Raw genomic sequence first — 12,357 nt, 5'->3', positions numbered from 1 at the left:
TCGTCGGGGAACGGCGTCGTCACTGGACGCCGGACATGCACATGCGCACCGGTCGGCTCGCATCGCGGCGGCCGGAACGCATGCGAACGGCGCCATCGGCGCCGGACGGTCAGGCGATCGGAGGTCGCATCAGATGCGGAAGCGCCGGAGAGGCGTGGCCGGGTTTCGCGGGCCGGGCGCTGCAGTCGTGCGCGGGCCCCTGGGGGTAATGCGAAGCGGCGGCCACCGCGGCCTGGCCATGATGCAGGCAGCCGCCGCGGCACAGGCCCGACTCGCAACAATCGCAGGCGAGGTCCGGCGTCTCGGCGGGCGGCTCGTCGTTCGGCGATTCGGCGATCGGCAGGCTCGCGGGCGACGGGGAATGGCCCACCATGGCAGCGGACGCGCTGGTGCCGTGATTTTTCTGGTGGCAAGGCACATCCGCCTTCGCCGGAGTCTGGGCGGACGGCGCGGCGGCAGCGGCAGCGATCGAATGCGCCATCGGCATCGACGCGGATGCCAGCGCGTAACCCGATCCGTTCAGGATCAGGCCGAGGCAGAGCAACACGCGCAGCAGGCTGGACCAGGCGGACATGGCGTCATGTTAACCGGCGGGACCGGAAACAGGTAAAGGGACGTCTCGAGTGAATGCCGTCGTCATTCACGCAGGCCGAACTCGCAAGTCCCTTGTGGGAGCGACGGGAGTCGCGACCTGGCGAACGAAGGCTTGCCGCGGCCTCCGCCGCTCCCGCAGGCCGACAGGTCATTTGAACCTGTCGACGCATTCCCAGTTGACGCCCCGATCATGGCGCCACTACAATTTCGCGCTTCCACACGTGGGGCCATAGCTCAGCTGGGAGAGCGCCTGCATGGCATGCAGGAGGTCGGCGGTTCGATCCCGCCTGGCTCCACCACGGTTTCCGCCCAAAGGCCGGTCGGCAACCGCAACGCGGCATCCGCGTCCCCATCGTCTAGAGGCCTAGGACACCACCCTTTCACGGTGGCGACCGGGGTTCGAATCCCCGTGGGGACGCCATTTACGACGAACCGCACGGGACCGCCATGGCGGGTCCCGTGTTTATCCGGTTCCCCGGGTGCAATCGGCTCCCGTGGGAGCGACGGAAGTCGCGACGGGGGCATATCTTCGCGGCGTCGCGACTCCCGTCGCTCCCACAAATGCCACGCGGCGCGCACCCGTCTCCAGTGGCCGCCACCCGCGCCCGCCAGCGAACGCCGTCGCGTTCACAGGATCCGAATCTTTCGGCTGTTTCAATCGACCGACATCCACGCGGTGCGGCGTGCCGGCGCATCGCCCTCGTCCGGAGCATCATGGACCCGCGCGAACAGCGGCGGCTCTCCGCGGCCGCGGCCCTGCCCCGCCCTACCCTGCGCGCACGCGAGGCATTCGCGATCACGATCGGCATCGTCGTCGGTGCCGGCATTTTCCGTACACCTTCCCTGGTCGCGGGCGCGTCCGGCAGCGAGGCGGTCATGCTCGCGGCCTGGGCCGTCGGCGGACTGCTGTCGATCGTCGGCGCGCTGTGCTACGCCGAGCTCGCGACCGCCTATCCCCAGGCCGGCGGCGACTACGCCTATCTGCGCCGCGCCTACGGCCCACGCCCCGCCTTTCTCTACGCCTGGGCACGGCTGGCGGTGATCCAGACCGGGTCGGTGGCCGTGCTCACCTTCGTGATCGGCGACTACCTGGCGCAGCTGTTCGGGCTCGGCGACTGGGCATCGGCGCCGTTCGCGGCCGCCGCCGTGATCGTGCTGACCACGCTCAACTGGCTCGGGGTGCGCCAGGGCACCCGCGCGCAGAACTGGCTCACGGTGATCGAGATCGTCGGCATCTGCCTGATCGTCGCCGCGGCCCTGCTGCTTGCGCCCGCCGATGCCGCACCGGTCGCCACCGCCGGCGGCGACAGCGCGATCGGCCTGGTCCTGGTGTTCGTACTGCTGACCTACGGCGGCTGGAACGAGGCGGTCTACGTGACCGCCGAGGTTCGCGACGCGCGGCGCTGGATGCCGCGGGTTCTGACGCTCAGCCTGATCGCCATCACCGCACTGTACCTGCTGGTCAACCTGGCCTACCTGCGCGTGCTGGGCTTGGCGGGAATGGCGGAGTCCGACGCCGTTGCCGCAGACGCCATGCGCCGCCTGTTCGGCGGACACGGCGCGATCTTCATGAGCGCGCTGGTGGTCGCCGCGGCATTGACTTCGGCCAACGCCACCCTGATCACCGGCGCGCGCGGCGTCTACGCGGTGGGCCGCGACTTCCCTGCCCTGGCTTTCATCGGCCGCTGGGACGCGCGCAGCGGCTCTCCACGCACGGCGATGCTGGTGCAGGGCGGCCTGGCGCTGCTGCTGGTCGGCCTCGGCGCGATCGCCCGCGACGGCTTCCGCACCGCGGTGGAATACACCGCGCCCGTGTTCTGGCTGTTCTTCCTGCTGGTCGGCGTGTCGCTGTTCGTGCTGCGGCGGCGGGACCCGGACCTGCCGCGGCCGTTCCGGGTGCCGCTGTATCCGCTGCTGCCGTTGCTGTTCTGCGCCACCAGCGGCTATCTGCTGTACTCCAGCCTGGCCTACACCGGCATCGGCGCCCTGGTCGGGGTCGGCGTGCTGGCGGCCGGAGGACTGCTGCTGCTGTACCTGAAACCGATCCACCCACCCCAGGAGTCGCCTACATGAAAACGATCCCGTCGATCGCCTGCCTGTTGCTGCTGATCCCGCTGGTGTCCGCCTGCGGCGAAAGTGCCGTGACCGCCTACGATCCGGTCGTCGAGCCCGAAGCGACGCAGGACGAGGTCGCCTCGATGGACGCGGTGACCGCGGACACCGAACCCGATTCGCCGTACGCGATGGACGAGAACGCGCCGCGCCCCAAGCGCGAGCCGGACGTGATCTACGTGCCGACCCCGCAACCCGTGGTCGACCGGATGCTCGAACTGGTCAACCTCCAGGAAGACGACGTGCTCTACGACCTGGGCTCCGGCGACGGCCGCATCGCGATCACCGCGGCCAAGGACTACGGCGTGCGCGCGGTGGGCATCGACATCAACCCGGTGCGCATCCGCGAGGCCAACGAGAATGCCGAGGAGGCCGGCGTGGCCGATCGGGTGACATTCCGCGAGGAGGACCTGTTCGAGGCCGACATCGGCGAGGCGTCGGTGGTCACGCTGTACCTGCTGCAAAGCCTGAACGTGAAGCTGCGGCCGAAGCTGCTGAGCGAACTGAAGCCGGGCACGCGCATCGTCAGCCACGCCTTCGACATGGCCGACGAATGGGAACCCGAGTACACCGAGGAAGTGGACGGCAGCAACATCTACATGTGGACGGTGCCGCAACGCTGAGCGTCCGCCGTTCGCGGCGACCGTCAGGCGGGCGGCACGAGCACCCGCTTCGGCAGCGGCGCGCTATCGAGCGACAGCGTGGCCACGCCGTGGCCGCGCTCGGCCAGGTACTGCAGCCACTTGCCGAGGAAGGTGTTCATCCGCATGCGGTGGTCGACCACCTCGGCCGGCGGCGGATACAGGCCGATCACGTCCTGCCAGCGCCGGCCGACATAGCAGTGGGTCGCCTCGACCTGGCGCGCGTCGCGGTAGAGACGCAGCCAGGCGGACGGATCGGGCTCGCCGGTCACCGGGTCGCGCATGGCGTAGCTCAGGCGCAGTTCGGTGGTGTAGCGGTGCTGTTCGAGCACGTCCAGGTGCACGTCGAGGCCATCGCCGTTGCGGGAGAGATAGCGTCCGGGCGCGAGCCCGGCCGGCTCGAACAGGCGGGTCAGGCGCTGGTGGTTCTCCGCGTACAGGCCCATCAGCCAGCCGAAACGGCTGAGCCTGGGAATGCGTGCGGCATTGCGGGTGGCGACCTGTTGGGACATGTCCCGATGCTACACGCTCGATCGCGGGTGCGGCAGCATTGACGGCGTCGCGCGGGCGGCCTAACGTTCAGATTCCTTGCCGGGTTTTCCGCACGCGGCGATCGGCGTTCAGGTCAGAACATTTCACGGTTGATTCCCAGGTCCTCGAGAATGCGGCTGGCGATTTCCTCGATCGAGGTATGCGTGGTGCTCAGGACGGGAACGCCCTCCATGCGCAGCAGCGTTTCCGCGGCCGCCACCTCGCGCCGGCAGGTCTCCAATTCCGCGTAGCGCGAGTTCGGCCGTCGTTCCTGGCGGATCTGGTGCAGGCGCTGCGGGTCGATGGTCAGGCCGAACAGCTTGTTTCGATGCGCGCGCAACCTCGGCGGCAGGCGGTCCGACTCGAGGTCCTCCTCGGTCAGCGGATAGTTCGCCGCGCGGATGCCGTAGTGCAACGCCAGGTACACGCAGGTCGGCGTCTTGCCGGCACGCGAGACGGCGACCAGGACCAGGTCGGCGTCGTCGTAGTCCAGCGCCATGCCGTCGTCGTGCGTGAGCGCGTAATTCATCGCGTTGATGCGGCGGTGATAGGTGTCGAAATCGACCATGCCGTGCGCCTGTCCCACCCGCGACTGCCGCGGGACGTCGAGTTCGCGCTCGAGCGGCTTGATGAACGGCGCGAACACGTCGAGCATCAGCGCGCCGCTCTCGGACAGGATGCGGTTGAGCTCCGGGTCGACGCAGGAATTGACCACGATCGGCCGGCTGCCGCAGTTCGCGCCGGCGCGAACGATCTCGGCCACCGCCTCGCGCGCCTTTTCCGGCGTGTCGACGAAGGGGATCCGGTCAGTCACGAAGCGGAAGCCGGAGAACTGGGTCAGCAGGCTGTGGCCGATGGTGGCGGCGGTGATGCCAGTGCCGTCGGAGACGTAGAACACCGGGCGGGCGGGCGGCTGCGATTCCGGAGGCATGATTCGGGCGTGGACGACGGGAGGGTTGCTAAAATAGCGGTTTCCGCCGGGCGCCGCCCGGCTCTCCCGCCTGCCATCCCTCGGAGTGCCCTCCCTTGAGCGCCAATATCCTCTGGCTGCACGATCTGCGACTGAACGACCTGGCCCAGGTCGGCGGCAAGAACTCCTCGCTCGGCGAGATGATCGGCCACCTCGCCCGGCTCGGCGTTTCGGTTCCGGGGGGCTTCGCCACCACGGCCGATGCGTTCAGGGCCTTCATCGCCCACAACGCGCTCGAACAGCGGATCTTCGACCGCCTGGCGCCGCTCGACGTCGAGGACGTGACGGCGCTGGCGGCCGCTGGCCGGGAGATCCGCGGCTGGGTGATCGACGCGCCGCTGCAGCCGGAACTCGACGCCGGCATCCGCGACGCCTACGGGCAGCTCTGCGCCGAGAACGGCGGCGGCGAGGTGGCGGTGGCGGTGCGTTCCTCGGCCACCGCCGAGGACCTGCCGGATGCCAGCTTCGCCGGCCAGCAGGAGACGTTCCTCAACGTCACCGGCGCCGACGACGTCGTGGTCAAGGTCAAGGAGGTCTTCGCCAGCCTGTACAACGACCGCGCCATCGCCTATCGCGTGCACCACGGCTTCAAGCACGAGGACGTGTTCCTGTCGGCCGGCGTGCAGCTGATGGTGCGCTCGGACGTCGGCGCCTCGGGCGTGCTGTTCACGCTCGATACCGAGTCCGGCTTCCGCGACGTGGTGTTCATCACCGCCAGCTACGGGCTCGGCGAGAACGTGGTCCAGGGCGCGGTCAATCCCGACGAGTTCTACGTCTACAAGCCCACCCTGCGGCAGGACAGGCCGGCGATCCTGCGCCGCTCCCTGGGCAGCAAGCAGATCCGCATGGTGTATTCGGACACGCCCGGCGAGCGCGTGCGCAACGAGGACACGCCGACGGAACTGCGCGCGCGCTTCTCGATCGGCGACGACGACGTGCACGAGCTGGCACGGCAGGCACTGACCATCGAGAAGCACTACCAGCGCCCGATGGACATCGAATGGGCCAAGGACGGCGTCAGCGGCAAGCTGTTCATCGTGCAGGCGCGGCCGGAGACGGTGAAGTCGCGCGGCAAGGCCACCCAGATCGAGCGCTACGCGCTGGAGCGCCGTGGCGAGGTGATCGCCGAAGGCCGCGCCATCGGCCAGAAGATCGGCAGCGGCGTCGCCCGCGTGGTGCGCTCGCTCGACGACATGCACAAGGTGCGGCCCGGCGACGTGCTGGTCGCCGACATGACCGATCCGGACTGGGAGCCGGTGATGAAGCGCTCCGCGGCGATCATCACCAACCGCGGCGGCCGCACCTGCCACGCGGCGATCATCGCCCGCGAGCTCGGCGTGCCCGCGGTGGTCGGCACCGGCACCGCGCTCGAGGCGATCGCCGACGGCCGCGAGGTGACAGTGAGCTGCGCCGAGGGCGACACCGGCTACATCTACGCCGATGCCCTGCCCTTCGAGCGCACCACTACCGACCTCGCGTCGATGCCCGAGGCGCCGCTGAAGATCATGATGAACGTCGCCAACCCCGAGCGCGCATTCGACTTCGGCCAGCTGCCCAACGCCGGCATCGGCCTGGCGCGGCTGGAGATGATCATCGCCTCGCACATCGGCGTGCATCCCAAGGCGTTGCTCGAGTACGACCGCCAGGATCCGGAAATCAAGCGCCAGATCGACGCCCGCAGCGCCGGCTACGCCGACCCCGTGCGGTTCTACGTCGACCGGCTGGCCGAGGGCATCGCCACCCTCACCGCCTCGGTGGCGCCGCACCCGGTGATCGTGCGCCTGTCGGACTTCAAGTCGAACGAGTACGCCAACCTCATCGGCGGCCGTCGCTACGAGCCGGAAGAAGAGAACCCGATGATCGGCTTCCGCGGCGCCAGCCGCTACGTCGATCCGTCGTTCGCCGACGCCTTCGCGCTGGAGTGCGAGGCGGTGCGCAAGGTCCGCGACGAGATGGGCCTGGACAACCTGTGGGTGATGATCCCGTTCGTGCGCACGCTCGACGAGGGCCGCAAGGTGGTCGAGGTGCTGGAGAAGAACGGCCTCAAGCAGGGCCAGCACGCCGACGGCCAGCAGGCGCTGAAGATCATCATGATGTGCGAGGTGCCGTCGAACGCGCTGCTGGCCGACGAGTTCCTCGAGATCTTCGACGGCTTCTCGATCGGCTCCAACGACCTCACCCAGCTGACCCTCGGCCTGGACCGCGATTCTGGCATCGTCGCGCACCTGTTCGACGAGCGCGACGCGGCGGTCAAGAAGCTGCTGTCGATGGCGATCAAGAGCGCGCGCGCCAAGGGCAAGTACGTCGGCATCTGCGGCCAGGGCCCGAGCGATCATCCGGACCTGGCCGAATGGCTGATGCAGGAAGGCATCGAGTCGGTGTCGCTCAACCCCGACACCGTGGTCGACACCTGGCTGCGGCTGGCCAAGCGCAAGGCATCCGACGCACGATAACGTCGCTCTAACGACGCCGTCGCTACCGTCGTCGCGGGAACCGGCGCCCCGTTTGCGGGACGTCACGCACTTTCAGGACCATAGTGAGGGAGGCGCAAGCATGGAATCGATCTGGTCGTGGCTGCACGAAGCCGGCTGGTCCGAGATGGCGATATCGGTTGGTCTGCATGTGCTCGGCGCCCTGGCGCTGTTCCTCATCGGGCTGCGCATCGTCAAGTGGATCACCGGGTTCGCCGAGCGCGGACTGACCCGCGCCAACGTCGAGCCGACGGCGGCGATGTTCCTGCGCAAGGTGACCCATGTGGTCCTGCTGGTGGTGCTGATACTGGCGGCGCTGCAGGTCGTGGGCGTGCCCATGACCTCGACGATCGCGGTCCTCGGCGCCGCCGGCCTGGCGATCGGCCTGGCGTTGAAGGACTCGCTGTCCAACATCGCCTCGGGGGTGATGCTGGTCTCGCTGAGGCCGTTCCGCGCCGGCGACATCGTCACCATCAACGGCCAGACCGGCAAGGTCGAGTCGGTCAGCATCTTCCAGACTCAGTTGCGCGGTGCCGACAACCAGACGATCGTGCTCCCCAACAGCCTGGTCACCACCGATTCCATCATCAACCTGACCCCGGACGTGATGCGCCGGATCGAGCTGGTGATCGGCATCAGCTACGACGCCGACATAGACGCGGCCCGCGGCCTCGCCATGGACATCATGCAGGCCGACGAGCGCGTCCTGCCGGAACCGCCACCTGACGTGCTGGTGTACGAGCTCGGCGACAGCTCGGTGAACCTGGGCATCCGCTGCCACGTCGCCAATGCGGATTTCTTCGTCACCAAGTGCGAACTGACCGAGCGGATCAAGAAGGCGTTCGACCGCGACGGCATCTCCATTCCGTTCCCGCAGCGCGACGTGCACATGTATCACCACGCCGGCGCCACCGTTGGACAGCAGGCGCTGCCGGCGCCCGATGCCGCCGGTAGCGATGCGATCGGCCTGGACGATCCGGAGCACCGGCCGAGTCCGGACCCGCAATGAACGCCTGGCGGAGCGCCGCGCCGTCGTGACCCACCGGTCCGGCGGATCAGGTCTCAGTAGGGGGCGAACGCCCCCATGCCTTCGCGGTAGTGCCGCAGTTCCTCGATCGAGTCGCGCACGTCGCTCAGGGCGGTGTGCGCGGCCTGCTTCCTGACTCCGGCGAGCAGCGAAGGGGCCCAGCGCCGCGCCAGCTCCTTGAGGGTGCTGACATCGAGATTGCGGTAGTGGAAGTACCGCTCCAGTTCCGGCATCTGCCGATGCAGGAAGCGCCGGTCCTGACAGATCGAATTGCCGCACATCGGCGAGGCGTTCTCCGGGACCCACTGGCGCAGGAACGCCAGCGTACGCTGCTCGGCCTCGGCCATCGGGATGCCCTCTTCGAGCACGCGGCGCCACAGCCCGGACTTGCCGTGCTGGTTGCGGTTCCAGTCGTCCATCGCCTCGAGCGTGGCGAGCGGATGGGCGATGGCGCACTCGGGACCTTCGGCCAGGATCCGCAATTCGGAGTCGGTAACGACGGTGGCGATCTCCAGGATCGAATCGCGCCCGGTATCGAGCCCGGTCATCTCCAGGTCGATCCAGATCAGGCGACCTTCGTCGTCATCGGTTTGTCGCTGTGCCATGCGCTCGCGATCGTCGTCGGGAGGGCGCATCATAGCGCAGCGCCTCACCTCCCCTGCCCTCCCTATGCTCGCAAGCTCCGCACTCTCCCACTACGCGATCCTGACGGCGATGCTGGCGCCGGCGTTCTTCCTGACCGCGACCGCCGCCCTGCTGACCTCCGCCAATTCGCGGCTCGCACGCGTCATCGACCGGGCGCGGGCGCTGCTCAAGCAGCTGGGCGAAAGCCAAGATCCCGAGGAACGATCGGTCCTGGAACAACGGATCGAACTGCAGCGTCGCCGCAGCACGATCATCCTGCGCGGCAGCCAGCTGCTGTACGTGGCGATCAGCTGCTTCGTCGGGACCAGCCTCACGGTCGCTGCCGATTCGCTGCTCGGCCATCGTTTCGACCAGTTGCCGACGATTCTGGCGGTACTGGGGGTGCTGGCGATGTTCGCCGCCAGCCTGCTGCTGGCGCGGGAGGCGGCGCTCGCGGTGGCCGCGGTCAACGACGAGATGGACGACGCGCACGTCAGCGCCAGGCGGCGCGGCCCGGCGGGGTGATCGGCCCAAGGGCGCCGGTAGAGCCGGGCTTGCTCGGCTGCGCGCGCCCGATCTCCTGTAGAGCCGAGCTTGCTCGGCTGCGCGGGTTCCGGAGCCGGAGGAGCAGCGGAGCAAGCTCCGCTCTACGGGGAGAGGCGCAACGGCTCTACAGCGCAGGCCTGCCGCGCTTGCGGCGAAAGTAGTTGCTGAGCATGGCGCCCGCCTCGTCGGCAAGCACGCCGCCGGTGACCACGATGCGGTGATTGTGGCGCGGATCGGCAAGCAGGTCGAAGACGCTGCCGGCGGCTCCGGTCTTCGGGTCGGCGGCGGCGTACACCACGCGGGCGATCCTGGCGTGCACCGTGGCCATGGCGCACATCGCGCACGGTTCCAGCGTCACGTACAGCGTACAACCGGGCAGGCGATGGTTGCCCAGCCGCCGGCCGGCGGCACGCATCGCGACGATCTCGGCATGCGCGGTCGGGTCGTGTTCGCCGATGTTGCGGTTCCAGCCCTCGCCGAGCACGCGGCCCTCCGCGTCCACCAGCAGCGCGCCGACGGGAACCTCGTCGTCTTCCTTCTCGGCGCGCTCGGCGAGCGCGAGGGCGTGGTACATCCGCTGTAGATCGTCAACCGGCATCGACCGTTCCTGCACGCCGGCGGGTGCCGGCGGCGCGATTGTCGCATCCAAGGCCGGTCAACAGGCTCCAGTGAGGGCCTGCTGCTTGCCGATGATGTCCAGAACACGATGCAACTCGGCGAGCGAGAACGGTTTGGACACGACCGGGCGCTGGCGGAATCCTTCGGGCAGGCCCTGCTCGCCATAGCCGGTAGCGAAGGCGAAGGGGATGCCACGGCGATCCAGCGCCTGCGCCACCGGGAACACCATCCGCCCGCCGATGTTCACATCGAGCAGCGCCAGGTCGAGCGGACTCTGCGCCTCCACCGCCCGCAGCGCGTCCTCGATCGAAGCCGTGACGCAGACCCGCATGCCCAGGTCAGTCAGCAGATCCTCGAGCAGCATCGCCAGCAGGCTCTCGTCTTCGACGACGAGAATGTGGCGTGGATCGTTACTCGGCCTCATGGCACTGCTTCGCCCATCGGTGCCTCGATCCGGCAGCTGACGCCGGTCGGGTCGAAATCGAACCGGGCGGCACCGCCCAGTTCGGCGCTGGCGCTGTGCTCGATGAAGCGGACGCCGAAACCGCGTTTGCCTGGCGGACGGACCGGTGGTCCGTTCACCTCGTTCCACTGCAGCCAGAGCGTGCCGGAAGATGCGGATGACGCCTGCGACCAATGCAGCCTGATCCTGCCCGCCGGTGCGGACAAGGCACCGTGCCGGCGGGCGTTGTCCGCCAGTTCGTGCAGCGCCAGGCGCAGCGAAAGCGCCATTCGCGGCGGCAGCGTGATCTCGGGACCTTCCAGTTGGATACGACCCGGGCATCCGATTTCCGCGGCCAGTTCCGAGTCGATCAGTTCGCCGATGCCCAACCCCGTCCAGCGCCGACGGGTCAGCAGGTCATGGGCCCTGCCCAGCGCGACCACCCGGCGCTCGAAGTTGGCGGCGAACGACGCCGGCTCCGGCGTCGATCGCAACGTCTGCGCCGCGATCGCCTGTACCGCGGCGAGTGCGTTCTTGACCCGGTGGTTGAGCTCGTCGATCAGGGCGCGCTGCTCGGACTCCGCGCGCTTGCGCTCGCTGATGTCCACCAGCATGTTGACGGCGCCGACGACGGTGCCGGACGCATCGCGCAGCTGGCTGGGAAACGCCATGAACGGAACCCGCGTGCCGTCGGGGCGCTCGGCCAGGGCCTCGGCACCGCGTACGTCACGCCCTTCCTTGAGCGCCACCGCCATGGGGCACCTGTGGTGCGGCAGCGGCGTGCCGTCCGGCTCGTAGAGACGCGCGGTCACGCACCAGTAATCGCTTCCGAGCTCCGGCGTTCGCCCCGAGAACTCGACCGCGGCGCGGTTGAAGAAAGCGACGCGGCCATCGGCATCCGTGGTGTAGAGGGCGACCGGCAACGCATCCAGCAGTTCGTGCTCGCGTGCGACCTGCTTCTGGAGTGCCTGCTGTATCGCATGCTGTTCGCTGACGTCGACGGTGAAACAGCGCGTGTGGACCAGCTTGCCGTCGCGGAACAGCGCGTTGGACGTGATCTGCACGTGCACGATGTCCCCGTTCCGGGCACGAAGCCGTGCCGGATACTTGTCCAGGCGCTCGCCGGCCCCCAGCCGCCGCAGGATGTCGGCGATCGTGTCGGGGTCGTCGTGGAATTCGGTGATCGAGCGGCCCACGTAATCGCGGGCGTCGTACCCGAGCAGGTCGAGCTCGGCCTGGTTGGCCCGCAGGATCGTGCCATCGGCGGCCACCAGATGCAGCGCGACGGCGGCATTGTGGAAGAAATCCTCCAGCCGGCCGTGCTCCAGCTCGAACTGTTCCGGTTGCAACTGGCCGGAACCATGCAGATGCCACATCGTGCCCACGATGTGGCCCTGGCCGTCGCGCAGGAGTTCGCCGTCCGCCGACACGGTGCGGCGGAGCCCCTGCGCGTTGGCGATCGTCAATCGTCGCCCCTGCAGCGACGTGCCGATGCCTGATGCGGCCCCCACGCCGGCATCGTCCGCTGCCGCGGCGCCGGGATCGCCTGTCCGTTGCCGGAACTCCACCACGTGGGGGCCGGGCCCGAGCAACTGCTCGGCCCGGCGATTGCTGCGTACGATCGTGCCGTCGCCGTCGCACAGGCAGACCGGCGCGGAAATCGCGTCCAGCAGGTCCCGATCGAACCACTGCGACGCCTTCTGCGAGCGGTCCTCACCGATCCGCGGCAGATCGCTACATGCCGCGGTACCCGTACTGCTCATCGATGGGAATCACTCATG

Annotated in this window: 12 protein-coding genes and 2 tRNA genes; 7 read left to right on the top strand and 7 right to left on the bottom strand. The window is 68.7% G+C overall.

Features of this window, described 5'->3' with window-relative positions; all coding sequences use genetic code 11:
- Positions 1-109: 109 nt before the first annotated feature.
- Positions 110-574, bottom strand: a complete 465-nt coding sequence (locus U3649_RS11985; protein WP_407351554.1) for a CopL family metal-binding regulatory protein — start codon at positions 572-574, stop codon at positions 110-112.
- Between the two features lie 243 nt (positions 575-817).
- Between U3649_RS11985 and U3649_RS11980 the strand changes: the two genes are divergently transcribed.
- The 4 genes from U3649_RS11980 to U3649_RS11965 all read left to right on the top strand — a co-directional run bounded on the left by U3649_RS11980 (position 818) and on the right by U3649_RS11965 (position 3,329).
- A tRNA-Ala gene (locus tag U3649_RS11980) sits at positions 818-893 on the top strand.
- A 46-nt stretch (positions 894-939) separates the two neighbouring features.
- A tRNA-Glu gene (locus tag U3649_RS11975) sits at positions 940-1,015 on the top strand.
- Between the two features lie 293 nt (positions 1,016-1,308).
- Complete coding sequence (locus tag U3649_RS11970; RefSeq protein WP_407351553.1) at positions 1,309-2,667, top strand: APC family permease; 1,359 nt, start codon at positions 1,309-1,311, stop codon at positions 2,665-2,667.
- Positions 2,664-3,329 carry an SAM-dependent methyltransferase gene (locus U3649_RS11965; protein ID WP_407351552.1) on the top strand — a complete coding sequence of 222 codons (666 nt, stop codon included), beginning with the start codon at positions 2,664-2,666 and terminating at the stop codon, positions 3,327-3,329. The genes U3649_RS11970 and U3649_RS11965 overlap by 4 nt, the downstream gene beginning before the upstream one ends.
- A 23-nt stretch (positions 3,330-3,352) precedes the next feature.
- Here U3649_RS11965 and U3649_RS11960 read toward each other — a convergent pair whose 3' ends face one another.
- Positions 3,353-3,859 carry a DUF1249 domain-containing protein gene (locus U3649_RS11960; RefSeq protein WP_407351551.1) on the bottom strand — a complete coding sequence of 169 codons (507 nt, stop codon included), beginning with the start codon at positions 3,857-3,859 and terminating at the stop codon, positions 3,353-3,355.
- A gap of 113 nt (positions 3,860-3,972) precedes the next feature.
- Positions 3,973-4,809 (bottom strand): pyruvate, water dikinase regulatory protein, encoded by an 837-nt coding sequence (locus U3649_RS11955; protein WP_407351550.1) that lies wholly within the window; start codon positions 4,807-4,809, stop codon positions 3,973-3,975.
- Between the two features lie 95 nt (positions 4,810-4,904).
- Between U3649_RS11955 and ppsA the strand changes: the two genes are divergently transcribed.
- Positions 4,905-7,301, top strand: a complete 2,397-nt coding sequence (gene ppsA, locus U3649_RS11950) for a phosphoenolpyruvate synthase (RefSeq protein ID WP_407351549.1) — start codon at positions 4,905-4,907, stop codon at positions 7,299-7,301.
- Positions 7,302-7,401: 100 nt separating this feature from the next.
- The gene (locus U3649_RS11945; RefSeq protein WP_407351548.1) at positions 7,402-8,328 is read left to right on the top strand and encodes a mechanosensitive ion channel family protein; all 927 of its coding nucleotides are present in this window, start codon (positions 7,402-7,404) and stop codon (positions 8,326-8,328) included.
- Between the two features lie 53 nt (positions 8,329-8,381).
- Here U3649_RS11945 and orn read toward each other — a convergent pair whose 3' ends face one another.
- Complete coding sequence (gene orn, locus U3649_RS11940) at positions 8,382-8,951, bottom strand: oligoribonuclease (RefSeq protein WP_407351547.1); 570 nt, start codon at positions 8,949-8,951, stop codon at positions 8,382-8,384.
- 64 nt (positions 8,952-9,015) lie between these two features.
- Here orn and U3649_RS11935 point away from each other — a divergent pair, with 64 nt between their 5' ends.
- A complete protein-coding gene (locus tag U3649_RS11935; RefSeq protein WP_407351546.1) occupies positions 9,016-9,495 on the top strand; it encodes a DUF2721 domain-containing protein in 480 nt (159 codons plus the stop codon).
- Positions 9,496-9,640: 145 nt separating this feature from the next.
- Here U3649_RS11935 and tadA read toward each other — a convergent pair whose 3' ends face one another.
- The 3 genes from tadA to U3649_RS11920 are packed head-to-tail and all read right to left on the bottom strand — an operon-like array spanning position 9,641 to position 12,339.
- Complete coding sequence (gene tadA / locus U3649_RS11930; RefSeq protein ID WP_407351545.1) at positions 9,641-10,114, bottom strand: tRNA adenosine(34) deaminase TadA; 474 nt, start codon at positions 10,112-10,114, stop codon at positions 9,641-9,643.
- Between the two features lie 57 nt (positions 10,115-10,171).
- Complete coding sequence (locus U3649_RS11925; RefSeq protein WP_407351544.1) at positions 10,172-10,558, bottom strand: response regulator; 387 nt, start codon at positions 10,556-10,558, stop codon at positions 10,172-10,174.
- A complete protein-coding gene (locus U3649_RS11920) occupies positions 10,555-12,339 on the bottom strand; it encodes a PAS domain S-box protein (protein ID WP_407351543.1) in 1,785 nt (594 codons plus the stop codon). Before U3649_RS11920 ends, U3649_RS11925 begins: the two co-directional genes overlap by 4 nt.
- Between the last annotated feature and the right edge of the window lie 18 nt (positions 12,340-12,357).

Origin of the sequence: Luteimonas sp. R10 (assembly GCF_045689605.1) — a bacterium.
In the GTDB taxonomy this organism is placed as follows: Bacteria; Pseudomonadota; Gammaproteobacteria; order Xanthomonadales; family Xanthomonadaceae; genus Luteimonas.
Note: the sequence above shows the minus strand (reverse complement) of the source record. Positions and strands in the feature narration are given on the sequence as shown.

Bases quoted from the DNA above. Each gene is read 5' to 3' on its own strand.
- U3649_RS11955 (WP_407351550.1), bottom strand. From the start codon at position 4,809: ATGCCTCCGGAATCGCAGCCGCCCGCCCGCCCGGTGTTCTACGTCTCC.
- U3649_RS11945 (WP_407351548.1), top strand. From the start codon at position 7,402: ATGGAATCGATCTGGTCGTGGCTGCACGAAGCCGGCTGGTCCGAGATG.
- U3649_RS11970 (WP_407351553.1), top strand. From the start codon at position 1,309: ATGGACCCGCGCGAACAGCGGCGGCTCTCCGCGGCCGCGGCCCTGCCC.
- U3649_RS11925 (WP_407351544.1), bottom strand. From the start codon at position 10,558: ATGAGGCCGAGTAACGATCCACGCCACATTCTCGTCGTCGAAGACGAG.
- U3649_RS11985 (WP_407351554.1), bottom strand. From the start codon at position 574: ATGTCCGCCTGGTCCAGCCTGCTGCGCGTGTTGCTCTGCCTCGGCCTG.
- U3649_RS11935 (WP_407351546.1), top strand. From the start codon at position 9,016: ATGCTCGCAAGCTCCGCACTCTCCCACTACGCGATCCTGACGGCGATG.
- orn (WP_407351547.1), bottom strand. From the start codon at position 8,951: ATGGCACAGCGACAAACCGATGACGACGAAGGTCGCCTGATCTGGATC.
- U3649_RS11920 (WP_407351543.1), bottom strand. From the start codon at position 12,339: ATGAGCAGTACGGGTACCGCGGCATGTAGCGATCTGCCGCGGATCGGT.
- U3649_RS11965 (WP_407351552.1), top strand. From the start codon at position 2,664: ATGAAAACGATCCCGTCGATCGCCTGCCTGTTGCTGCTGATCCCGCTG.
- U3649_RS11960 (WP_407351551.1), bottom strand. From the start codon at position 3,859: ATGTCCCAACAGGTCGCCACCCGCAATGCCGCACGCATTCCCAGGCTC.
- tadA (WP_407351545.1), bottom strand. From the start codon at position 10,114: ATGCCGGTTGACGATCTACAGCGGATGTACCACGCCCTCGCGCTCGCC.